Origin of the sequence: Nocardia araoensis NBRC 100135 (assembly GCF_000308435.1) — a bacterium.
GTDB lineage: Bacteria > Actinomycetota > Actinomycetes > Mycobacteriales > Mycobacteriaceae > Nocardia > Nocardia araoensis.
In genome coordinates this window covers 1-22,327 of sequence record NZ_BAFR01000343.1, presented here as the reverse complement: position 1 = coordinate 22,327, position 22,327 = coordinate 1, and the positions used below count along the sequence as shown (strand labels likewise).

The 22,327-nt window shown below is 66.7% G+C and carries 23 protein-coding genes and 1 pseudogene; 10 read left to right on the top strand and 14 right to left on the bottom strand.

The genetic code is table 11. From position 1 onward, the window contains the following. Both ON21_RS32830 and ON21_RS32825 read left to right on the top strand, forming a co-directional pair. Positions 1-417, top strand: a 417-nt coding sequence (locus ON21_RS32830) for a replication initiator (protein WP_373281172.1), incomplete at its 5' end; no start/stop codon positions are given. 4 nt (positions 418-421) lie between these two features. Next, entirely contained in the window at positions 422-607 is a 186-nt protein-coding gene (locus tag ON21_RS32825) for a hypothetical protein (protein WP_039804583.1), read from the top strand. On the opposite strand, the gene ON21_RS36325 is transcribed toward ON21_RS32825, so the two are convergent. Together ON21_RS36325 and ON21_RS32815 are read right to left on the bottom strand one after the other, a co-directional pair. After that, the gene (locus ON21_RS36325) at positions 589-2,136 is read right to left on the bottom strand and encodes a recombinase family protein (protein WP_083881042.1); all 1,548 of its coding nucleotides are present in this window, start codon (positions 2,134-2,136) and stop codon (positions 589-591) included. The genes ON21_RS32825 and ON21_RS36325 overlap by 19 nt on opposite strands. A gap of 228 nt (positions 2,137-2,364) precedes the next feature. After that, positions 2,365-2,673 (bottom strand): hypothetical protein, encoded by a 309-nt coding sequence (locus ON21_RS32815; protein WP_039804581.1) that lies wholly within the window; start codon positions 2,671-2,673, stop codon positions 2,365-2,367. Positions 2,674-3,112: 439 nt separating this feature from the next. Here ON21_RS32815 and ON21_RS32810 point away from each other — a divergent pair, with 439 nt between their 5' ends. Further along, entirely contained in the window at positions 3,113-3,415 is a 303-nt protein-coding gene (locus ON21_RS32810) for a hypothetical protein (protein WP_063821175.1), read from the top strand. 101 nt (positions 3,416-3,516) lie between these two features. On the opposite strand, the gene ON21_RS32805 is transcribed toward ON21_RS32810, so the two are convergent. The 3 genes from ON21_RS32805 to ON21_RS32795 form a co-directional block, all read right to left on the bottom strand. Next, positions 3,517-4,902 carry an MFS transporter gene (locus ON21_RS32805; RefSeq protein WP_218004188.1) on the bottom strand — a complete coding sequence of 462 codons (1,386 nt, stop codon included), beginning with the start codon at positions 4,900-4,902 and terminating at the stop codon, positions 3,517-3,519. Positions 4,903-4,982: 80 nt separating this feature from the next. Further along, positions 4,983-5,654 (bottom strand): SGNH/GDSL hydrolase family protein, encoded by a 672-nt coding sequence (locus ON21_RS32800; RefSeq protein WP_039804579.1) that lies wholly within the window; start codon positions 5,652-5,654, stop codon positions 4,983-4,985. Positions 5,655-5,760: 106 nt separating this feature from the next. Beyond that, the gene (locus tag ON21_RS32795; RefSeq protein WP_051021611.1) at positions 5,761-6,249 is read right to left on the bottom strand and encodes a hypothetical protein; all 489 of its coding nucleotides are present in this window, start codon (positions 6,247-6,249) and stop codon (positions 5,761-5,763) included. Between the two features lie 201 nt (positions 6,250-6,450). On the opposite strand from ON21_RS32795, the gene ON21_RS39065 reads away from it, so the two are divergent. The 3 genes from ON21_RS39065 to ON21_RS32780 all read left to right on the top strand — a co-directional run bounded on the left by ON21_RS39065 (position 6,451) and on the right by ON21_RS32780 (position 9,648). Continuing rightward, positions 6,451-7,668, top strand: coding sequence for a helix-turn-helix domain-containing protein (locus ON21_RS39065; protein WP_157171132.1), 1,218 nt, complete (start codon positions 6,451-6,453; stop codon positions 7,666-7,668). A gap of 10 nt (positions 7,669-7,678) precedes the next feature. Further along, the gene (locus tag ON21_RS32785) at positions 7,679-8,398 is read left to right on the top strand and encodes a 5-formyltetrahydrofolate cyclo-ligase (protein ID WP_039804577.1); all 720 of its coding nucleotides are present in this window, start codon (positions 7,679-7,681) and stop codon (positions 8,396-8,398) included. A gap of 119 nt (positions 8,399-8,517) precedes the next feature. Then, a complete protein-coding gene (locus ON21_RS32780) occupies positions 8,518-9,648 on the top strand; it encodes a helix-turn-helix domain-containing protein (RefSeq protein ID WP_039804576.1) in 1,131 nt (376 codons plus the stop codon). Between the two features lie 130 nt (positions 9,649-9,778). On the opposite strand, the gene ON21_RS39060 is transcribed toward ON21_RS32780, so the two are convergent. Both ON21_RS39060 and ON21_RS32765 read right to left on the bottom strand, forming a co-directional pair. Then, on the bottom strand, positions 9,779-10,507 hold the full coding sequence (locus ON21_RS39060; protein WP_157171131.1) for a hypothetical protein: 729 nt from the start codon (positions 10,505-10,507) through the stop codon (positions 9,779-9,781). A gap of 33 nt (positions 10,508-10,540) precedes the next feature. Beyond that, positions 10,541-11,224: a 2-phosphosulfolactate phosphatase gene (locus tag ON21_RS32765; RefSeq protein ID WP_051021608.1), complete on the bottom strand. Its 684-nt coding sequence runs from the start codon at positions 11,222-11,224 to the stop codon at positions 10,541-10,543. Positions 11,225-11,362: 138 nt separating this feature from the next. On the opposite strand from ON21_RS32765, the gene ON21_RS32760 reads away from it, so the two are divergent. Then, on the top strand, positions 11,363-12,172 hold the full coding sequence (locus ON21_RS32760; protein ID WP_051021615.1) for a class I SAM-dependent methyltransferase: 810 nt from the start codon (positions 11,363-11,365) through the stop codon (positions 12,170-12,172). A gap of 308 nt (positions 12,173-12,480) precedes the next feature. Here the strand turns inward: ON21_RS32760 and ON21_RS32750 are convergent, their stop codons facing one another. Then, positions 12,481-13,437, bottom strand: coding sequence for a quinone oxidoreductase family protein (locus ON21_RS32750; RefSeq protein WP_039804566.1), 957 nt, complete (start codon positions 13,435-13,437; stop codon positions 12,481-12,483). A 67-nt stretch (positions 13,438-13,504) separates the two neighbouring features. Between ON21_RS32750 and ON21_RS32745 the strand changes: the two genes are divergently transcribed. Both ON21_RS32745 and ON21_RS32740 read left to right on the top strand, forming a co-directional pair. After that, the gene (locus ON21_RS32745) at positions 13,505-14,140 is read left to right on the top strand and encodes a TetR/AcrR family transcriptional regulator C-terminal domain-containing protein (RefSeq protein ID WP_039804565.1); all 636 of its coding nucleotides are present in this window, start codon (positions 13,505-13,507) and stop codon (positions 14,138-14,140) included. Positions 14,141-14,297: 157 nt separating this feature from the next. Continuing rightward, positions 14,298-15,851, top strand: coding sequence for a phytoene desaturase family protein (locus ON21_RS32740; RefSeq protein WP_039804561.1), 1,554 nt, complete (start codon positions 14,298-14,300; stop codon positions 15,849-15,851). Here ON21_RS32740 and ON21_RS32735 read toward each other — a convergent pair. The 5 genes from ON21_RS32735 to ON21_RS32715 form a co-directional block, all read right to left on the bottom strand. Further along, positions 15,839-16,825 (bottom strand): zinc-binding dehydrogenase, encoded by a 987-nt coding sequence (locus ON21_RS32735; protein WP_039804560.1) that lies wholly within the window; start codon positions 16,823-16,825, stop codon positions 15,839-15,841. The two genes, ON21_RS32740 and ON21_RS32735, sit on opposite strands and share 13 nt — an antisense overlap. A gap of 16 nt (positions 16,826-16,841) precedes the next feature. Then, entirely contained in the window at positions 16,842-17,264 is a 423-nt protein-coding gene (locus ON21_RS32730; protein ID WP_039804559.1) for an organic hydroperoxide resistance protein, read from the bottom strand. Positions 17,265-17,266: 2 nt separating this feature from the next. After that, entirely contained in the window at positions 17,267-17,713 is a 447-nt protein-coding gene (locus ON21_RS32725; protein ID WP_039804558.1) for a MarR family winged helix-turn-helix transcriptional regulator, read from the bottom strand. 80 nt (positions 17,714-17,793) lie between these two features. Then, the gene (locus ON21_RS32720) at positions 17,794-18,897 is read right to left on the bottom strand and encodes a PQQ-dependent sugar dehydrogenase (protein WP_245562831.1); all 1,104 of its coding nucleotides are present in this window, start codon (positions 18,895-18,897) and stop codon (positions 17,794-17,796) included. 113 nt (positions 18,898-19,010) lie between these two features. After that, complete coding sequence (locus tag ON21_RS32715) at positions 19,011-19,907, bottom strand: dienelactone hydrolase family protein (RefSeq protein ID WP_039804557.1); 897 nt, start codon at positions 19,905-19,907, stop codon at positions 19,011-19,013. A 185-nt stretch (positions 19,908-20,092) separates the two neighbouring features. On the opposite strand from ON21_RS32715, the gene ON21_RS32710 reads away from it, so the two are divergent. After that, positions 20,093-22,126, top strand: coding sequence for a CocE/NonD family hydrolase (locus ON21_RS32710; protein ID WP_039804586.1), 2,034 nt, complete (start codon positions 20,093-20,095; stop codon positions 22,124-22,126). Between the two features lie 3 nt (positions 22,127-22,129). On the opposite strand, the pseudogene ON21_RS32705 reads toward ON21_RS32710, so the two are convergent. Next, positions 22,130-22,327: pseudogene (locus ON21_RS32705) on the bottom strand (LLM class F420-dependent oxidoreductase); the annotation flags it as partial.

Below are 22,327 nucleotides of genomic sequence, written 5' to 3'. Positions count from 1 at the left end.
AAGGCCGCGAAATCGAGGATGCAGCCGGGCCAGTGCCGGGGGCGGGCGCATCGGCGTACCACGCTCGGGCTGCCGGGGCGGCGGGTGCTGTGCTCGCAACTGTGGACGGGCAAGACCCTCGATGACCACAAAGCCGACCGCATCGAGTTTGTTCGGCAACTGCTCGCCCACGTCGGCATCACCCGCCCCGCCCGCGACCCGCACCGCTACACCTGGAACACCATCGCCCCCGGCACCCGCATGCCGTCGCGCGCCTACCTGCTGATGCACGCGGTGGCCGAACGGCTCGGGTGGCGTGCGGAGTACGAGAAAGCGCTGTTGGCTTCGCAGCATCCGCCCGAACCGACCACGGATGAGATGGGGTATTCACCGCCACCCGGCGCGGTGGATGTTTCGGCAATCGAGGCCGACGGGTGATGCCATGGCCGAGAGCGAGAAGCGCCCGCGGGAATGGACCGCTGAAGAGTTGGCTTATCTCGATGAGGTGCAACGGCGGCTGGCAAGGCCGCTGACCGCTGATCAGCTCGCCGTGTTGCGCCGGTGGTGGAACGGCGGCTACGCCTCGTCCCACCGCCGGGACAGGGCCGGTCAGGCGACAAGCGGTTGAATATCGATTGTCTCCACGCCGGGGCGTCCCCCGAAGCCGCGCTTCTTGCCCGCCGGATGCACGGTGACTGCCAGCAACGATCGAATGATGTCGCGTTTTGCTTGGAGCGGTGTCTGCTCTGGATCGTTCCACTTCGCGCGGGCATCCGGGCCAGCCGCCGCCACGACATGAGGCATCGGTGTTGCTGCTTGCGCTCGGGCCTCGGCGGCTTTGATCGCCGGAAGCTTGCGATCCTTGTATTGCTTGATCTCCAGTGGCGACAAGTCCGCTTCGATCGCCTCGGTAATCCACTTGTCGTAGTCGGCACGCAACCGTGTGGCTTCCTCTGTCGCTGCTGCCGCTTCTTCGTCACTGCGGACCAGCGCGGCCAGCAGTTGCGGGTCCTCCAGCCGACGCAACACCGACTCCTCGACCACATCATCGATCAGGGTGGCGTCACGCGACACGCAGAACTTCGGACACCGATACGTTCGGGGGCGTCCGCTGCCGCTGTGATGCTGCAATTTGGCGTCGCAACGGCCGCACCGTGGAATGCCGGACATCAGCCAGCGTGGCGCAGTGCCCCGATGGTTGAGGTAGCGAGCAGGGTCGGCGAACAACGTCAACAGCCGGTGATGTTCCTCGACGGTGATGATCGCTTCCCATGTGGCAGGCACGGTCTCCACTGCACCGGTGGCCTTGTTGCGATGCCCACGCAAACCGGCAATTGTAGTGCTGCGCAACACGTTTCGGACCGTGGTGTGGTCCCAGCGGGTCATCCACGATTTGTCGCAGGGGCAGTAACGGCGGTCGACAGCTTCGAGTACGCGGCGGCCCTGAGTGTGGGAACACGTCCGGCACGGCAACGCCATGCCCGCGCTAGGCACCGGCACCTTCAGCGCGGTCAACCAGCGGGCGATGCTTCCAGTGGACTCCAAAGCCAGTGCACGCCGGACCATTTCGCGAACGACGGGCACTTTCTCCTGGTCGGGTATCCGGCTCACGGCCTGGCCGCGCTCGTAGACGATTCGATACCCGAATGCCTCCTTGCCGTGTGGCTTGCCCTCTGCGAAGTTGCGGGCGAGCTGCTGCATCGAATCGAACCGGCTCTGTTCCGGTCCGTACTCGTTCTCCACCGCTTCCTGGGCGAGGATGCGCCGGTCTTGGGGGTTGTCCATGTCGTAGAGCTGGCCGCCGCTGTACCAATAGGTGCCGTGCTCGGCGCACAACTCCCGCAATACCGCGAAGTCGAGCAACTGACGATTGGCGCGAGAACTGGAGCGGGTAACCAAGACCCGGCGCGGCGCACCCGCAGGCCGCACCAGATGGTTGGGCAACTCCTGGTAGCCGGGGCGGCTCTTGACCGCGTGACGTGTCGCGCTGATATCCGTATCGGTGATCACCTTCTCGACCTGCCAGGCGAAGCGCTCGCATTGCTCACGGCCCCACCTGACCTGCTCGGGCACCGACAAGCCTTTCTTCTTGTCCTGGGACACGCGGCCGTAGATCACAGCCACCAGTTCAGGAAAATCATTGGGATTCAACGGCATAAGCTCAGCATAGACGCTGGTACCCCTAAGTGAAGTTATCCACTATCAACCAGCCTCCCGTCCAGGCGAAGTAGATAGCGGCGAAGAACCCGACGTCTCGTTCGTTGGGGGACACCCGACCCCGTCCGGCCTCACCGCCGGGCGGGGTCTTTTCCGTCCGGTAGCGATGCGATCAGGACGCGTCCCGAAGTCGCCGCGGCCCACCGACGCGGATACGCCGACGGGCGTTCACCTCGGTGTGGCGCACGGACTCGGAAGCGCCGACCCGGTGGCCAGATCGCAGACGCCACTGGTGAATATCTGCAAGGGCGCGGTGACCAAGAGTACGAGAATCCCGATGACGTCACCACGCTGCAGGAAGTACACGGCCGATTGCGCCGCCGCCGCCCCGGAATCCACTGCGGACGAGCCGGTTCCGGCTGCGACAGCGGTCGCCGGGGCGGAGCTGATCGGTTCGGCCGTCGCACCGTCCGCGGTGACGACGAGGGTCGCCGCCGCGACCGAGGCGGCGGTGAGGCGAAGGGGGGTACGCATCATTGCGCTCCTACGTTGGAGAATTGTCGTTCACATAATAGCGAGAGTTCGTCCGGCTGTGCGCAAGATAGCGGAAGGGAATGTCTGCGCCTCGCCCTGGCTCCGTCTGGGGTTTTGGCAAGTTTGCCGCTCGGATGAACGCCATTACCTGGTCTTTCGTCATCCACGAAGCTCTTTGTGTGATGCACGATGGATTCATCCGGCGTCGTCGCACCTGTGGGCGCCTGCCGCTTCCAATCCATGAATATGTCATCACTTATTGCGGCGGATCGCAGGCGTCGATCGAGGTCGTGCGCTCGAGCGCGAACGGTCGGGCGCCGCGCCGAGCTACTGAGCCACAGTGCGACGTCTCGAAGCCGGTGGCCGGGGTGTCTTGCGGGTTCGCGTATGTCGGCGAGAGCGCTCGGTTGAGGTGGTGAGGTCGTTCGTCGAGGATGGCGTGATGTCGGATGTGAGGTTCGTGCGACGGGTGGACGGGTTGACCTATGAGTTCGCCCGCGATGGGGAAGCGCATGGTTTTCCTGCGTACAAGCGTGTCGACCTCGACATCTGGTGTCGGCGACTACCGGAGTTCGGGTGGGTGGTCTGCTCGGAGTCCGGTGAGGTGTCCAGCCGCCCGTTCGACGATGCGGGCCGAGGCGACCTTCCGCCCGAGGGTGTGTGGGTGAGCCGGAAGGGCGATCGCTCGTACGTGTACGACCTGATCCGCGCTGACGGTCGGGCGGCGGAACTCGAATCTCGGTAGGGCTCGAGACGGAGCGGAGGTCCGGGCAGCCGATCTGCCCGGACGTCGCTACGGCCGAATCCGCTTACTCCGCAGCCGACCATGACCCGATGATCCGCGCATCAGGCCTGGACTGCCGGCTGCTTCGGAAGCAGGAAGACGACGATGCCCGCGATGACAGCGATGACGAACGTCGCGAAAGACGCGACGGCGAAGGCGTGGCCCGCGGCGGCAACCCTGCCGGCTTCCGTGGGATGGAACGAGCTGAAGTAGACCGCTCCGATAACGGCGACGCCCAGCGCCCCGCCGCACTGCTGGGCCGTCGACAAAGCCCCCGACGCGACACCGGCGGACTCCGGCTTCACACGGCTCAGCACCGTGTTCAGCGCCGGGGTGATCACCAGTCCGCCACCGACGCTTTGCAGTACGAGGGTGGGGATCACGAGCAGCGGGGTGATCCGCGGGCCGGACACCAGCAGCAGGCCGGTCGCCAGATAACCGCTCGCCAATATGAACGCCCCGATCTCGAGGACACGTCGGCCGTATTTCGGGATGATCCGGCTCGCCACCATGCTGAAGACGAAGAATGCGATGGCTGCCGGCGTGTAGACCAGCCCCGCGCCGAGCGCCGACATATCCAGGCCTTGTTGCATCGTCACCGACAAGGCCAGGTAATAGGAGTAGATCAACGCGTACAGCGCGAGGACGAGAACGATCCCGAGCGAGAACGAGCGCTGTCCGAACAGCGTCAGCGGTACCAGCGGATCCGCGCCCCGCCGTTCCAGCCGCCGCTCGATCGCGACGAACGAGCCGAACGCGACCGCACTGCCCGCGAAGCACGCCCAGACCCACCCCGGCCAGCCTGCCTCCTGCCCTTGGATGAGTGGGAGCACCAGGAGGAAGAGCGCCGCGCTGAGCACCAGCACCCCGGGCATGTCCAGCTTGCGGGTGACCGAGCCTGTCTCCGGCACGTAGCGCACGGCGAGCAGGAGCATGGCGATTCCGATCGGCGCGTTCACCCAGAACACCAGGCGCCAGCCGGAGTCGAACAGGTCGGCGCCGATCAGCAACCCGCCGATGACCTGCCCGCCGATGGTGGCCATACCCATGACGATGCCGAGCACGCCATATACGCTGTGCCGCCTCGCCGCCGGCACCAGCACCGTGACGTAGGCGAACACCTGGGGAACCATCAGGGCGGCTCCCAGGCCTTGGACGACACGCGCCGTGATGAGGCTGCCCGCGTTGGGCGCCAGCGCGCAAGCGACTGACGACAGCGTGAACAGAGCCACCCCGAGAAGGAAGATCCGCTTGCGGCCGTACATGTCGGCCAGGCGAGTAGCGGTGATGATGAAGACCGCGTAACTCAGCTGATAACCCGCCAGCACCCACTGGACATCGCCGTCGGACGCGTGCAGGTCCGCCGCGATCGAGGGGCCTGCGACCACGACGATGAACGAGTCGAGGACCGCCATGAACAGGGCGGTCAGAAGAATCGATATCGTCACCCACGGAATCGCATTCGCTTCCGCGGCCACTACCGGCCGATTGGCCGCTTGCCGACTACTCGTCACGATAAGAGACCTCTTCATCTGTCGGTGCCCAGGGACTCGGCCAGCTTCTTGACCACCTCGGCCGCCATGACGGCCTGACCCGAGGTCGAGAAGTGGATACGGTCCGCACTGAGCAGGTTGTCGCGGTCGTTGACCGGGTGGTCCCACATGTCCACCACGAGGGCGTCGTATTCCGAAGCGAGCCCGCGCACGATCTCGTTCACCGTGGCGACCCGCTCCGTCCAGTCGGGGAAGACCGGGACGACATACGCCCTGCCGAGCGTGAAAGTGGTCAGCAGGGCGCCGGTTCCCTTCGCCAGGTCGTACATCTGCCGAAGCGTTCGCTCTATCTCGCCGAAATCCGGCCTGCGCCGCACGATGTCGTTGGCCCCGCAGGGCAGGTGGAGCAGGTCGGGGGAGAACTCGAGCATGCGGGCCGCCTGCTTCTCGAGCGTCTGGGCGGTGGTCGCCCCGTTCTCGGAGGCATTGAGGTAATCCAGATCCGGCCGGACGGATCGCAGGACACCGGCAACCCGATCCGACCAGCCCTGATCTCGGTAGCCCGGGGTGGGATCGCCGGTTCCCGCCGAAAGACTGTCGCCGACAACGGCATACCTGCCCCACGGGGCCTCGGCCAGCAATGCCACGGCATCCGCCTGGTCCAGGCAGAACGGGTCGGTCTCCTCGGTGAAGACGTTGTACTCCATGAGGAAAAATATACGGTCGACCGTATGTTTTTATCAAGTCGTCGTACCGGCGCGCGGTCACGGTTGCAGATCCGGCACGGGAACCCAACTTGCGGCGCTGATGTCGTCAGGCATATGCCACCACCCGCCGACGCCGCCGCGTGTGCTCAGCGGCGCATCCCCGTATCGCTTCGACCACGATCCGGCCGGTGGGCCGGTAGGTGTCGGACGGCGAGTGCACCCATGCCCGGAACAGGCCGGGACGCTGACCGGGACCGGGCAACGCGATGGTTCCACCGCTCACAATGGACACACTGAACCGCGACATCTCCGCGAACAACCGAATGTCCTCGGGCAAGTCGGGACCGGTCAGAAATGTCCAGCGCTGGGACCGCGGATGCGTCAACACCGGCCCGGCCCGGTGACCAGCGCGGTGCATCCAAGCTTTGACTTGCGAACCGATGAACGCGGGCATCATCAACCCGCGCACCCGACCTGCCCGCAAGATGATCCGCCCTAGGTGGGGCGGGTCCACCTCGGCGGGCAAGTCACACACCTGGCGGTAGAAATGGCACACCGCCAACGGTGTGTCCCCGGCTCGATTCGGTACGGGCACAAGCGTCTCCCCTCGCTCGAACGATTGGTGCGCACCCGACGCCGAGGTCGAACCCCCGCTGCGGATCGGCAGTCGGCAGGGCCGGGACCAACCGGCGGCACCCGGCGTCGGGGCTGTCCCCAAGCGTCGTTGACCGCGAACGTGATTGGAACCGGGCGACTGCTACGGAGCCGCTACGCTCATGTCCACAAGGACTGGTGTGTGCACGATTGGACGGATGCGATGATCGTGACCAGGTGGACGGGTGTCGAGGTGCGCCTTCTGCGTACCGAAGCGCTCCGTCGCACACAAAAGGAGTTCGCGGCAATCTCCGGGTTCTCTTTGGCTGCCGTTTGCAAGTGGGAACGTCGCGGACCGACTATCACCCTTGCCAGTGAGTTCGCTGCGGGTATGGATACGTTATTGCAGCGGCTCGATGACCGGCAGCGTGTACGCTTTCACTCCGCACTCGCCAACGTGCGAGATGGATCTCGTCCTGGGCCGCCTGCGGGCGATGGCGGCGGTCGGGTTCAGCACAGTGTCCAGCGAGTCGATGCGGAGACGATCGAACGAATTCGAAGTCGAATATGCGATCTCAACGCATCCTATGAGATGGAACCGTCGACATCTCTTCTCGGGCCGGCTGGACAGTATCTCGGCCAAGTGCGATTTTTGCAGACGCATGCGGCGAATAAGCTGATCAGGAACAACTTGCTTGCCGTCGAGGCAAAGGCCGCAACACTGATGAGTCGACTGGTTTGGGATGCTTCTCAGCGGCGAGACAACTCGACGGCGAACTACTATCTCGACCAATCGATCTCGGCCGCACGGGCGTTGGGTGACCCGGTAGCTGAAGGGCACGCACTCCTGCGAAAGATATACGTTTCGCTTTACGGAGAAAAGAATCCAGATTCCGCTTTGAGTTCGACTGTTCGTCTACTGGCCACCGTGCAGAGCGTCAGTCGAGAATTGGCGTTCGTAGCGCTGCTCCATCAAGCCGAAGCATTCGCGATGATGGGTAGACAGTTCGAGTGCGAGAAGGCGTTGCGTGACGCTGAAGGTCTGCGTGAAAGACTCACTGATGGCGAGATCGTCATGGGAGTAGATGCCGAGTTGGAATACAAACGGCTCGCTGGGTCATGCTATCTCTTTCTCGGGAAGGAAAAGCGTGCTCAGGCAATCTTAGAGGAGGTGTCGGGGAGAGCTGGCGGGAAGACCGATGCGATCGTCATGGGTAATCTGAGTCTGGCTCAAATCCGGCAGCACAGATTCGAAGAAGGCGCGCTCGTTCTGAACAAAGCGATTGATACAGTGGAGCAGACACGCGGCGGCGCTGGGCTGAACATTGTATTCAATGTGTGTCGCGAGGCGCGGTCTTACCGAAACGTCGCGGCTCTGCGGGACGTGTACGACCGCGTTCTCGAGTTGGTGGCGCGATAGGAGACGCGAAGTGAGTATTGACCATCAGAAGCAGGCGATTCGCGAAGGCATATGGGAAACACTGGAGAATGAGAAGGTCACGCGTCCGGGTGCGCCGCGTCATATCCCGGCGTTCGCGGGTGCTGAGGTCGCAGCTGAACGGTTGGCCGGGCTGAGTCAGTGGAAGCGCGCTCGGGTTGTCAAGACAGTTCCGGACACCGCGCAGTTGCCGGTCAGGGTCCGCGCCCTCGCGGAAGGAAAGATCGTCTATATGGCGGTTCCGCGCTTGGCCGCGCCGAAGCCCTTCTATCTTCTGGATCCTGCTGCGTTGGCCGAGCCACCTGAACGCGCTGCCCAAAAGGACGTTGCGGCCGCGATCGGAAGAAACGTCGAAGTGAACGAAATAGATCCGGTCGACATGGTTGTCATCGGAAGCGTTGCAGTCAACCACAATGGTGCTCGATTGGGTAAGGGCGCAGGATATTCGGACATTGAGCTCGCGCTGCTGCAAGAGGGCGGAAGAATCGGTCCGGAGACGGTGATCGCGACAACCGTCCACCGACTCCAGGTGGTCGACGAGCCGCTACCGGAGGGGAGGCACGACTTTCGCGTTGACTTGATCGTCACGCCGGAGGATGTGATCTGGTGCGATCAGCGCCGTCGACCGGCAGGGATTGTCTGGGATTCGTTGACGTCGGAGAAGATCGCGGCAATACCGGCTCTCGCTGCTCGCCAGTCGACTACCGACTGAGTACGGAGGAAGCACACGCGCAGCGGGGAGTCCTCAACGAAGGTCCGCCAGCGTATCTCGTGCCTTCGCGCGTGCTGCCACTCCTTCCGCACTATGTCGAATCGCGAGATGATCGGCCTATGGGTGTCGGTGAATTGATCCGTGAACTTCGGAAGGCGCGGGGATGGTCGCGGGGACGGCTGTCCGACGAATTGGCGGCTCATTCGGGGACGAGTATTTCCCGGCAGTACATCTCGAGGCGTTGGGAGAACGCTGACACGGTACCCAGTCGGTTCTGGCTGCGCCATCTGTCGGCGGTGCTGGACGTGCCTTTAGCTGTGTTCGAGGACGAAGGCCTGAACAGACAGCATCTCCTGGCTCAGGTGGCGGCGACCAGCGTCGCGCCGATAGTGGCGTCCGATCTGCTGGCTGCCGGATTCTCGGCGCGGCTGGATCATGGCGGGCCGAGTATCGAGGCGTGGCAGGAGAAGCTCAGCGCCTACGGCACCGACTACATGTCACTCGGTGCGGTGGATATCCAGCGGCGCTTGGCCGTTGACCTGGCGATCCTGCAACAGCAGTTGGACAGTCCGCAGATGTGGGGAGCTGCTGCCCGGCTCATGACGCTGTACGCGAAGACTTTTCCGGGATCGGACGGCACGAAGGCGGTCACCTGGTATCGAATGGCCGCCCAAGCCGCAGACCGCTCCGAGGATGAGCAGACCCGCGTGTGGGTGCGGGGGCGTGCGGCCATCGCCCTCGGCTACGAGGGTGCGGCGTTGGGAGTCGCAGATCTTTTCGCCGACCAGGCGCTGGCGTTGTCGGACAAGCCGAGCTTGGGTCGGCTCAATGCGATCATGGGAAAGGCTCATGCGGCAGTGTTGCGAGGCGATGGCGAGACGGGGCGCGCTCTTGTCGAAGAGGGTCGCCGGGTGTTCGACAAATCGGGGTCCTACGAGCAGACCTCCGACTACGCCGTTCCGTGGTGGCGCATGAATGTGTTCCTGTCCCTGATCGCCGCGCGCCTCGGCGATGAGAAATTGGCGGTCGCCTCGCAAGAGCAGGCCCGAAGGGAACTTCCGGCCGAGTTGCCGCGCTTCGCAACGCATCTGGAGATGCACCGCGGTCTGATGCTGGTCAGAGCAGGTGATCGAACCGAAGGAATTCGGACCGCACGCAGCGCGATGGACGTCCTTCCGCCCGAGAAACATTCCCTGACCCTGCGGATGCTGATGGACGAGATCGCCGGGTCGAGCAATGATGCAGTCTGAACCTACGCACAGGGAGCGCTCCGCGTGCTCTCGACGTGTCGCTTTACGTCCGTAGGTTGCCATTGATGAAGCGGCACTTTCGGGAGAAACCGAAAGCGCCGCCTCAACTGACGACCGTGGTCGTGAGTGCCTACGAGCAGTCGACCTGGTTTGTCCGACCGTACTTATCGCTCAGGATGTATCCTGCGCCGTTGCCTCGTTCGCCTTCGATCTTCCACTGCTGGCCGTGGATATCGACTTTCTGGCCGTAGTGATACCCATGGCCGCATACCGCGTCACGCCAGACGTCGGCCTGGGCTGGTCCGGCGATCACGACGGAGCCGATGCCTACCGCGACGGCGACGATGCCCATGCGAAATACTGATTTCATTACCCCCACCTCGAATGCGTTGTCGGAACTCGATCTTCGACGGCCGCGAGGCCCAACATAGCACGGCCGAACGCACTGCCGCATCAGCGTTGGTCGTGGCCTCCGCACGTATCCGCTCTGTCGTCCGTGGCCTGCGGTGAGGAGGACGTCGTCACCAGCGGTCATGCCATCTCCGCCGGTGACGATGCGGCTGCCGTGGGTCGCGGTGTTGATGATGGTCGGGCCGTTCATCCGGTCGAGTCTGTCTCGGAGTTCGGCCAGTTCGCGGGCGATTTCCGCATCGGCGGATGCCGCGCGTTCGATCTCGTCGGCGAGTCGGCGGCGCGCTGCCATGCTGGCCGGGTTTCGGTCGAGGTCGTCGAGTGCGCGTCGTCCCAGTCTGCGTGTGACGGCACCGGTGAGAGCGGTCAGTCCTTGATCCAGTGATCGGTCGACCAACCGTCCACCGGCTGCCCCCAGTGCGGCAGCCACATATGCGGCGACGACCATTCGTCGATCCTGAAGCGCAAGGAGCGTGTTGGATCAGGGCTTCTCGACGCCCAGAGTCATTCCCCATATGTCGTTGGTCGCGGTCATCGCGAATGCGTAAGTGTCGACCTCCAGGCATAGCTGTAGGTCGTCGGGATGCACTCCTCGGTATCCCTTGTCCACGCCTTCCGTCAGCTGCCTCGCGGCGGTCGAGTGCAGGGCTCGTTCTAGGAACGGATGCGGATCGACGTCGTCGGCGGTGAGCAACGCGGCGATGTATTGCGCGCACGCCAAATCTTCCTCGGCACTTCCGTTGTCTCCGGTGATCACGAAGACGACGTGCTCGGGTGCCAGCTTCCGCAGGTGTCTCGCGGTCGCCTGCGCGACAACGAAACTCGCGCACAGAACCACGTCGGCGTCGGCGACGCCCAGCGCGCCCGCGGTACCCGCGGTGGTCTTCATCACCAGGGTGCGGCCTCGCAGATCCTGTGTGCTGAGCTGTCCGGGCGAGTTCGACAGATCGAACCCCGGCGCCGGTGCGCCGTCACGCACGGCGAGCCAATTCGGGTGGCGCGACTTCAGTTCCAATGCCGCGTCGTCGGTGCCGGCGAAGACGATCCGGTCGGCGGAACCCGCAAAGGCGTACGCCGCGGTGGTGAACGCGCGCATCACATCGATGACGACAGCGACTCGGGGCACGGCACTCAACTGCGCCACGCCGGCGAAAGTGAAACGCATTCACACATCGTGCCTCGGTCACCGACTTGAGCACGCGTTGGACAGGAACGACGTAACGCGTCATCGGCTGCCGGTAAACCGATGGCGTCTGGGTGGGCGAGCCTCGTAGCTTGTCCGTTCGTGACCGACGAGCGGAACATGGATTCGAATCGACACGACCTCGGCCGAGTGTTCGACGAAGTGCCGGAGCTGTATGACCGAGTCCGGCCGGGATACCCCGACGAGCTGTTCGCGGACCTCTGCGACATCACCGGCGTGCACGAAAGGTCGTCGGTGCTGGAGGTGGGCTGCGGTACCGGTCAGGCGACGCGCTCGCTGGCAGCACTCGGCTGCTCGGTGACCGCCATCGAGCCGGGGCCGGGCATGGCCGCACTCGCTCGGCGGCGGATCGCTGGTTTGCGCAACATCGAAGTCGAGACGTCGACGTTCGAGGAGTGGGACGACCGCGGCCGACGCTTCGACACCCTCGTGGCCGCGTCGTCGTGGCATTGGGTGGACCCTTCGATCGGCTGGCGGCGAGCCCACGACGTGCTCTCTCCCGGAGGCTGGGTGGCGCTGCTCGGCAACGTCGTCGTCCGCAGGCCGGGTGAGCCGGAGGTCTACGCCGAGACCTCCGATCTGCACGAGCGGTTCTGCCCCGGCAACCCCGGCTGGGGTCATCCGCCACTGGAGGACGACGTGCGCGCCACCGATGAGGGTTGGGGCCTGGTCGAGGATCCCGGAGCATTGTTCGGCCCGACGATCGTGCGTTGGTACCCAACCGTTCAGTGGTTCGACGGAGACGGCTTCGCTGATCTCCTTCGCTCGACGTCGCTGTATCGCAGGCTCGCCCGCGACGTTCGTGAGCCCCTGCTCGATGCCGTCGCCGAGCGCATCCGCACGCGGATGGGCGACCGGGTAGCACGCCGTTATCTGAGCGTCCTGCGTGTCGGACAGCGCCTCGAGTGAGGCCGAGGACCGATCGGAGGTGGCCCCGGCCGAAGGTTGGCACGCCGAGACCGACCTGTTGGATCGTCCGGACGTCAGTAGGACGAAAGTCGTCATTGTCGTTCTCCTTCTCGTATGGGGAGCGAGGGGGATGGCGGCGCTCGCCGACGCGGCGATGCATGCGATCGCTGTGAAGGCGAGTGCGGCGTCGGTGGACGTGTGACCCGCGAGAATCCCGGCGAACCAAGGTCCTCGCAAGTCATTCCCGCAGCCGACCGACATCCCGACGGCCAACCGCGACATCGAAGCTCTTCTCGGGCCGGGCCCGGTCAGTCCGGGACGACGACGGCGCGGGTGCGCCCTCGATGCGCCCAGGCCTCGCCGACGCGGCTGAGCGGGTAGTCGGTGTACGGCGCGTCGAAGGTGCCGTCGGCGAACCTGGCGAGAACCTCGGGAAGCTCGGCGATCATCGCGGCCTTCGAAACCGAACCCGCGCCGCTGCCGCTGATCCGGATCCGCCTGCTGCGCAGCAGAGCCGCGGGCAACGCGGCCTCGGTTCCGGCGAGCGAGCCGATCTGCACGTAGTCGATCGCCGTGCTGTCGTCCATGCCGCCCTTCTCCAGTGCGGCGAAGGTGGCCTCGGCGACGGAGCCCCACACGAAGTCGAGCACGAGCGTGGGTTGGGCCTCGGCGACAACGGCGGCGAGGGTGGCCGCTCCGGCATCGGGTGTTGCGGCCGCGAGCGCAACGGTGACGGCGCCGAGGCCTCGCAGTCGTTCCAGCGCGTCGTGATCGCGCCCGGTCGCGATGACGTGTTTCGCGCCGAGCGACATCGCCGCCCGCACGGCCAGGCCGCCTGACATGCCGGTCGCGCCGAGCACCAGCACGGTGCCGAGTTCGCCCATCTCGTTGCGATGTTTCGTCAAAGGCATCCAGCCCGACAGGGCGGGGTTCACGCCTGCGGCGGTCGCGAGCGGATCGGCCCCGGCGGGCAATTCCACCTCGAACGGGGTGACCAGCCGTTCGGCCATCGTTCCCCACGGCGACCGGGCGAGGCCCGTGTAGACCAGCCGCCCGTCGGCGGTCGTGGCCACGGCGTCGACACCCGGCACAAGGGGATAGACATGGTCGCTGCCGTAGTGGCGGCCGGAGGCCAGCCCGCGGACGACGTGGTGCAGACCCGCGCCAACGAGTCTCAGCGGCGCCCGGCCCGGCCGCTGTTCCGGATCGGGAAAGTCCGCGCAGACGGGTATCGCTCCCGGGGCGTTGACGACTGCAGCGCGCATGGCATGCTCCTTAACTAAGTTAAATTCAGCTTCGCCCACCTTGCCTGAACTTTGTTAAGGTGTCAACGTGGCGAAGGGCATCACCCGGGAGCGGATCGTGGCGGCGGCACTCGAGCTGCTCGACGAGAAGGGCATGGATGCGCTCACCGTCCGCGCGCTCGCTTCCCGGCTCCAAGTGAAAGCCCCAGCGCTGTACTGGCACGTCCGCGACAAGCAGGAATTGCTCGACGAGATGAGCACGTTCGTGATGCGCCGCGTCACCGACGCCCTCTCGGCGATCGCTTCCGGCGCCGACTGGCGTGACGACCTGGCCGCCTACGCCCGCGCCTTGCGCGCGGAGTACCTGCGCCACCGGGACGGCGCGCGCATCTTCAGCGGCACGCGCTTCTCCGACCCGGAAGTGGTGAAGGCGAAGGAATCCTGGCTCGCGCACTTGACCGCGGCCGGGTTCGCACTGGCGGAGGCGGACGATGCCCTCGACCTGGTCACCGCCTACGTCGTCGGCTTCGTCATCGAGGAACAGGAGCGCAGCCAGTCGGCCGAGGTCGAGCCGGCCCGGTACTCGCTCGCCGAACGCGATGAGTGGCTGGGGGAAGGCGCCGAATTGGTCAAGGCCGCCGGGCACCTCCGCGACGACGGTGACAGCAGGTTCGAACGGCAGCTCGGCGTCGTCCTCGACGGGCTCGCGGCCCGGTTGCGCTGACGGCCCCCGGCCAGGATGCCTGGCCGTGGCGGTAGGCGCAGAGTTCGGTGAGAAATCTGGGCGGCCGTGGAATGCATCGTCTCGGATGGCGCCCCGGCGTCGGCTCGGGTCGGCCGGGTCGCTGTCGTCCGGCGCCGATTCGTGCTATCGAGAACCCATGACGCCGACGCGCTCTTCCTACGATGTCGTGATCGTCGGTGGCGGCCACAACGGTTTGGTGGCCGCCGCGTATCTGGCGCGGGCCGGGCGGTCGGTGCTGGTGCTGGAACGGCAGCCGCATACCGGCGGGGCAGCGGTGTCCGAGCGGGTGTTCGCCGGCGTCGACGCGCGGTTGTCGCGGTACTCGTACCTGGTGAGCCTGTTCCCGTGGTCGATCGTGACGGATCTGGGCTTGCGGTTCGAGACGCGGCGGCGGGCGGTCTCGTCCTACACGCCGGTGGGGGATGGGGGTTTGCTGGTCTCGTCGGCGTACGCGCGGACGGAGGCGAGTTTCGCGCGGTTGACCGGCTCGGATCGCGAGTTCCGGGCGTGGCGGCGGTTCTATGCGGCCACGGGGCAATTGGCCCGGCGGGTCTTTCCGACCCTGACCCTCCCGCTTCCGTCGAAGGAGGCGTTGCGGCACATCGTGGACGATGCGGCCACCTGGGAGGCGTTGTTCGAGCGTCCGCTGGGCGAGACGATCGAGTCGACCTTCGCCGACGACACGGTGCGCGGCGTGGTGCTCACCGATGCGTTGATCGGCACGTTCACCCACGCGCATGATCCGTCGCTGCGGCAGAATCGCTGCTTCCTGTATCACGTGATCGGCGGCGGGACCGGCGACTGGGACGTGCCGATCGGCGGCATGGGCGCGCTCACCGACGCGCTGGCCACGACCGCCCGCGAGGCGGGTGCGGAGATCGTCACCGGATGCGAGGTGACGAGCATCGAAACCGATGGCGACACAGCGGAAGTCGGTCATGCGGACGGGAGGATAGGAGCGCGCCACGTCCTGGCGAACGTCGCACCGTATACGCTCGCCGGGCTGCTCGGCGAGCCGCTGCCACCGAAACCCGAGGGCGCGCAGTTGAAAATCAATATGCTGCTGCGCCGCCTCCCGCGATTGCGCGACGCCGAAGTCGACCCACGGGAAGCGTTTTCCGGTACCTTCCACATCGGCGAGTCGTACGCCCAACTCGACCGAGCCTACGGCGAGGCCGCGATCGGCCGAATCCCGTCCGCGCCGCCCGCCGAGATCTATTGCCACACTTTGACCGATCCGACGATCCTGTCACCGGACCTTGCCGAACAAGGCGCACACACGCTCACCCTGTTCGGCCTGCACGCCCGCGCGAAGCTCTTCGCCGCCGACCATGCGAAAGACGAGTTCGTGAACGCTACTTTGGCACAACTCGATTCGGCGCTGGCCGAGCCGATCGCCGACTGCTTGGCCAGGGACGAGAACGGCGCGCCCTGCCTGGAGGCGAAAACGCCGATCGAACTCGAGCGCGAGGTCGGCCTGCCCGGTGGACACATCTTCCACCGGGATCTGGCCTTTCCTTACCTCCCGGAGGACGCCGACCCGGCCGACCCCGCCGCCCGGTGGGGTGTGGCGACCGGCCACCGCAACGTGTTCCTGTGCGGAGCGGGCGCCATCCGGGGCGGCGGCGTCAGCGGGATTCCCGGGCACAATGCCGCGATGGCCGTGCTCGACGCCGGTCAGGCGGGCTGAGCGCGCAGCGCGATCTTGGCGGCGCGGCCCGGCGTCTCGGTGGCGACGGCGGCGTCCGCCGCGGCCTCCAGCGGGTAGGCGGCTTCGATGTCCAGCCGCAGTTCACCGCGGGCGGCGAGATCGATCAGTTCGCTGATGAGCCGTCCGCGCTGGTCGGCGCCGATCTCCTCGATCCGCTTGGAGCCCCAGAAGCCCTTGACCACGACCTGGCCGAAGATGAGACTCCCCGGGTCGAGCGACAGCGGCTTGCCCGAGAGAGCGCCGAAGGAGATCAGCTGACCGCCGGGCGCGAGCAACGCCAGTTCGTCGGCCGCGGCGCGACCGCCCACCTGATCGACGGCCCGGACGATGGGCGCACCCGAAGTGGCCGATTCGACCTGGTCGCGCCAGCCCTCGCTCTCGGTGTCGAGCACCGGCTCGTAGCCGAGTTCGCGCAGCGCCGCGACGGAGCGGGAGCCGCGCACGAGATTCAGCACATGCAGACCGCGTTGCCGGGCGAAGACGTTGACGAGCCTGCCGACCGCGCCGTTGGCCGCGTTGATCGCCAGCCACTCGCCGGGCCGCAGCCCGAGGTCCTCGATGAGCATCAGCGCGCTCAACGGCATGGCCAGTAGCTGGGCGGCGGTCTCATCGGAGACCGTGTCGGGCAGCGGAATGACCTGGCGGGCCGGGACCACGAAGTACTCGGCCCACACGTTGATCGCACCGGACACCGTCACGCGCCTGCCGACCGACATGTCGGTGACGCCGGGCCCCACCGCGTCGACCCGCGCGACCGCCTCGCTGCCCGGGATGGCGGGCAACTCGGGCCGGTAGCCGTACACGCCGCGCACGATGGCCAGATCGTGATTGTGGATCGGTGACAGGATCAGCGCGAGTCGTACCTCGCCCGGCCCGGGCTCGGGTACCGGGCGTTCTGCGGTGGTCAGTACGTCCTTCGGTTCACCGAATCGTTCGATGACTACGGCACGCATATCCGCTCCTTCTCGATCAGTCCTCGGCGAGGAGGACCTGGACGTCGATATTGCCGCGGGTCGCGTTGGAATACGGGCAGACCTGGTGTGCTTTGTCGGCGAGCGCTTGCGCGTCCTCCCTGGTCAGATGGGGGAGCGATACCTCAAGGGTAACCGCAAGGCCGAAGCCGCCCGCGTCGTTCGGCCCGATCCCGACCCTGGCGCCCACCGCGGAGTCGTCGATGTTCGCCTTGGCCTGCTTGCCGACCAGCCGCAGCGCCGAATGGAAGCAGGCGGCGTAGCCGGCCGCGAACAGCTGCTCGGGGTTGGTGCCCTCGCCGTCGCCGCCCATTTCCTTGGGGGCCGACAGATTCAGGTCGAGTTTGCCGTCGGTGGTGCGTGCGCGACCGTTGCGCCCGTCGCCGCTGGCCAGGGCCTCGGCGGTGTAGAGGATCGGCATGTCTATTCTCCTTCGTTCAGCTGAGACTTCAGCGAATCGGTCAATCGGTGCAGGATGTCGCGCAACGCGGCGATGTCGTCCATGGACAGGCCGCTGGCCTCGGCCATCTGGGCCGGGATGTCGCCCGCCTCGGTGCGCAGCGCGCGTCCGCGGTCGGTGAGCCGGATGTCGACGCGGCGTTCGTCGGCCGCCGACCGCCGTCGCTCGACCAGGCCCGCCGCCTCCAGTCGCTTGAGCAGCGGGGAGAGCGTGCCGGAATCCAGGTCGAGCGCGTGGCAGACGTCGCCGACGCTGCGTTCGTCGCGCTCCCACAGCGCGAGCATCACCAGGTACTGCGGGTAGGTGAGCCCGAGCTGTTCCAGCTTCGGGCGGTAGACCGCGGTCATCGCCCGGGACGCCGCGTAGAGCGGGAAGCAGAGCTGCTCGTCGAGGGAGAGGTGATCGGTCATGAGCAATAATGTAGGGCGCAATTCGGTTGTGCACAATAGAATGCTCGGTGGTGCTGATCACAGGAGGCTGCGGGCGGAACTCAGCGAGCGGGGAACCGAAGGACGCGGTCGTCACCGCTGACGGGTTCGCCACGGCCGTCGGTGTTGGAGGTGGTGAGCCACAACGCTCCGTCCGGCGCGACTGCGACGGTGCGCAACCGGCCGTACCGGTCACGCAATTCCGCACGGGGTGCACCTGTGCGGCCGTCCACGAGCGGCACGGTCCACAGCCGGCGGCCACGCAGCGCGGCGACGTACAGGGTGTCGCCGGTGACGGCGATCCCCGACGGTGAGGCTTCCGCGGTGGTCCAGGTCAGCAGCGGCTCGGTGAAACCGCGGTCGGCGCCGCCCGATCCCTCGACATCGGGCCAGCCGTAGTTGTGGCCGGGCTCGATCAGATTGATCTCGTCGAACCGGTCCTGCCCGAATTCCGCCGCGAACAGTCTCCCGTCGCGGTCCCAGGCCAGGCCCTGCACGTTGCGGTGGCCGAGACTGTAGACGGGTGAACCGGGATACGGATTGCCCGGAGCCGGGCGGCCATCGGCAGTGACGCGAAGGATCTTTCCGTTGAGGCTCGCCGGATCCTGCGATCGTCCGGCTTGCCCGGCGTCGCCGGTTCCGGCGTAGAGCATGCCGTCCGGTCCGAACGCGATGCGCCCGCCGTTGTGATTGCCCGCCTTCGCGATCCCGGCGACCAGAACCTCCGGTGGGCCGTCGAGCCGGAACCGGACGATCCGGTTGTCCGTCTCGGCAGTGAAATAGGCGTAGATGTAAGGGTTTTCGGTGTAATCGGGCGCGACGGCGAGCCCCAGCAGTCCGCCTTCGCCGCGGGCGGCGACGCCCGGCACCTGGTACACCTGTTCCGGCGCACGGCCCGCGCCGATGCGCAGGATCCGTCCGGAGTCCCGCTCGGCGACCAGCGCCGCGCCGTCGGGGAGGAAGGCCAGCCCCCACGGCACGTCGAGGTTGCCGGCGACTTCCTCGGCGGCATCGAGGTCGGGCTGCCCGGCGGGATTGCTCGGCGTGGCGGTGGCTGCCGGAGGCGGTCCGGTCGGTCCGGCCGGGGTCTCGTCCGCGCACGCCGTCAGCGCCGCCGCGAGCAGGAGCGCGGCGATCGCGGTGCACGCGTGGGACCGTCGCGGCACAGGCCGGCTGCCGCAACCGTGCGGGTGTCGGACGGCCCTCCGAAACCGCCGGTCGGAATCCGGGCCCCGGAGCGGGCCGCGGACGCCGAGAAAACCGCCCGATCCGGTCCGCATCAGCCGAGATACGTTCCGTACCAGTCCAGTACGCGCCGCCAAGCCTCGGTGGCGGCCGTGGCGTTGTACCGCTGACCGGTGTCGTTGAAGAAGGCGTGGTCCGCGTCGGGGGCGGTGAAGATCTGATGCGGGTTGCCCGAGCGGGCCAGTGCCGCTTCCGCGGCGGGCCGCGAGGCGTTGATCCGGGCGTCGGCCGCCGCATAGACCCCCAGCACCGCCGCTTTCGACGCGGACAGATCGCCGTTGTCCGGGAACGGTCCGTAGAACGGTGTCGCCGCAGCCAATGGCGACGGGCCGGAGGCCAGCAGCAACCAGGTCAGGCCACCACCGAAGCAGAAACCGGTGGCGCCGAGCTTTTTTCCCTCGACCCGGCGCTGAAGTTCGTCCAACCCGGCGCGCAGGTCTGCGACGAGCTGGTCCTGCGGGATCCGGCTCAGCTCGGCCGTCGCCTCGGCCGGATCGGTGAACGTCGCGGTGCCGCCTCCTGCGGACAGCAGGTCGACCGCAAGCGCGGAGTAGCCAGCGCCCGCGAAACGCCCTGCCACCGAACGGATGTGGTCGGTGAGGCCTTTGTTCTCGTGGATCACCAGCACCCCGCCCCGCGGCTGCGCCGCCTCCGCCCACGCGGCTTGCAGCATCCCGCCGGGACCGGCGAAAGTGACGGCGCTCGTCGCAAGAGCGGTCGCGGAACCCGGTGGCGTCGGGGGCGACGTGGGCGTGGGCGAGTAGTCGGTGATCCCGGTATCGGAGTTCGCGCAGGCGGCCAGCAGGGTTGCGGCGGCCGTGGCGCCGAGCCCGAGCAGGCCCAGCCTGCGGACTGCCTCCCGCCGGGTGAGCAGGCCGTCGGCGTGATCGGCCGCGATCTCCTCCGCGATGTAGCGTTGCAGCGGCGTCATGCTTTCCACCCTAAGCCGCGGCGTGCGTGGCGGCGCGACGTTCACCGTCTGTTCGCCCGCGACAAACCGGCCCCACCGAACCTCCCGCGTTATTCGCCAGCAGATTGCTACGTTGTCGCCCAATCGGGCGATCGATGGTCGGTCCGCACACCGGTCGAGGGAGCGAGATGGCAGCGGGGCGTGGCATGAGACGAACGACGAGCAGGGCGATCCGGATGGTGGCCATGGTGGCGGTGCTGGCGACCGTGGGACTGCTGTCCGTGCCTGCGGCCGCGGAGCCTGCGGTCGACGCCCACAGCGTGGCGTGGACCGCATTGCACGACGGTCCTCAGCCGTACGCCGACGTGCACATCGATTGGGATGTGCCGATCCGGATGAGCGACGGTGTCGTATTGAAGGCCAACGTCTACCGGCCGGTGAAGCAGGGTGGCGAGCTGGAGTGGCAGCCGCTGCCGACCATCGTGAACCTCACGCCGTACACCAAGCTCATGACCAATCTGATCGACACGGCGCTCGCGGTGCCCGGCTTGCAGCCGTTGACCGTACGGCTGGTCAACCGCGTGAATCTGTCCCGCACTCCGGTCAGCGGTTTCGGCGATCTGCTGCACGCGGTCGACGGCGGCACCGTGCAGACGGTGCTCGGCTTGGATCGCGATCTGATCCGCGCCGGATACACCCAGGTGATCGCCGACGTGCGCGGTACCGGCTTCTCCCAGGGATCGTGGGACACCCTCGGTGAGCGAGAACAGCTCGACACCCGCGAGGTGATCGAATGGGCGGCGGCGCAGCCGTGGTCGAACGGCCGGGTCGGGATGAGCGGCGGCTCGTATTCGGGCATCAACCAGCTGCGCGCCGCCGAGAACGCCCCCGCGCCGTTGCAGGCGATCTTCCCGGTGGAACCGGGCAGCGACCTCATGCGCGACGTCGTCGCGCCCGGCGGCGGCGTGGGGACGACGTTCCTTCCGATGTGGCTCAGCACGGTCAACCAGCTGAAGCTGATTCCCGACGTGCAGTCCATGTTGAAGGGCACCTTCGACTGGGGGTGGCTGCAGGAACGGATGTCCGATCCGGCCAGCAACGTGGATCTGCTGGCCCAGGCGCTGCTCACGCCCTCGCTCGACCATGTGCCGCCCGCGCTGGCCGACGCGCTGGACGCCGACAGCTATTTCCGGCGCGGCATCGAGGGCCACCCGGAGCGCGTCACGGTGCCCACCTTCGTCTACGGCGGCTGGCACGACATCTTCGCCAACAGCGCGACCAAGCTGTACAACGCGATTCCGCTGCCCGCGGGGCGGAAGCAGTTGGTCGTCGGCGACACCTACCACGCGAATCCCGGTGCGGGAACCGGAGTTCCGGGTGCGCCGCCGCGGCTGGACGTGTTGCAGCGCGTGTGGTTCGACAAGTGGTTGAAGGACATCGACCACGGCTTGGGCGATTTCGGGCCGATCACCGTATGGGAACAAGGCGGCGGCTGGATCTCTCTCGGCCAGTTCCCGCAGAAAGACCTCAACCATCGCCGCGTGTATCTGTCCGCCGAGCCGAGCGGCACCGCGGGGAAGGCCGTCCACGACGGAACCTTGACGATGACCGCCCCCGCCGAACGCAAGACGCTGACGGTGGCGCCCGGCATCGCCTCGGCGTGTTCCCGCGACACCGCGCAGGGCTCGGCCGGGATGGCCGCGGTGGTGGATGTGTGCGCGAAGGACTCGCGCATCGCCGAGCGCAACGCGCTGACCTTCACCAGCGCGCCGGTGACCGAGCGCACCGTCATCTCGGGGCCGGTGAACGTGCACCTGAACACGGTGCACGACGCCACCGACGGCTATTGGAGCGTCACCATGAACGACGTCGCGCCGGACGGGAGCTCGAAGGTGCTGTCCACCGGGCAGCTGACCGCCTCACTGCGCGCCGTCGACGAGCAGAAGAGCAGTCGCACACCGACCGGCGACCTGACCGAACCGTTCAACCCGATCACCTTGGACAGTGTGCGGCCGGTCGTTCCCGGTGAGCCGGTGGCGCTGGACATCGCGGTGATTCCCACCCAAGCGGTGCTGCAACCCGGCCACCGGCTGCGGATCGACGTCTTCGCGGGCAATTCGCCCAAGGCGCTGGCCTTCCGGCCGATGCTCAACAACACCGAGCTGAAGCCGCAGCACCTCGAGCTGGATCCGTCGGCGCCGAGCTTCGTCGTGGTGCCGACCAACCGCCCGCTCGACTGAGCATCAGGACAACTGGGACTGCACCTGCGCGGAGATCAGCTCCAGATGCTCGAGGTCGGTCAGGTCCAGCACTTGCAAGTAGATGCGGCTGGTGCCGATCTCGGCGTACCGGCCGATCTTGTCCACCACTTCGGCGGGTGAGCCGGCCAAGCCGTTGGCCTTCAGACTCGTCCACCTCGCGGCCGATCGCCTCGGCTCGGC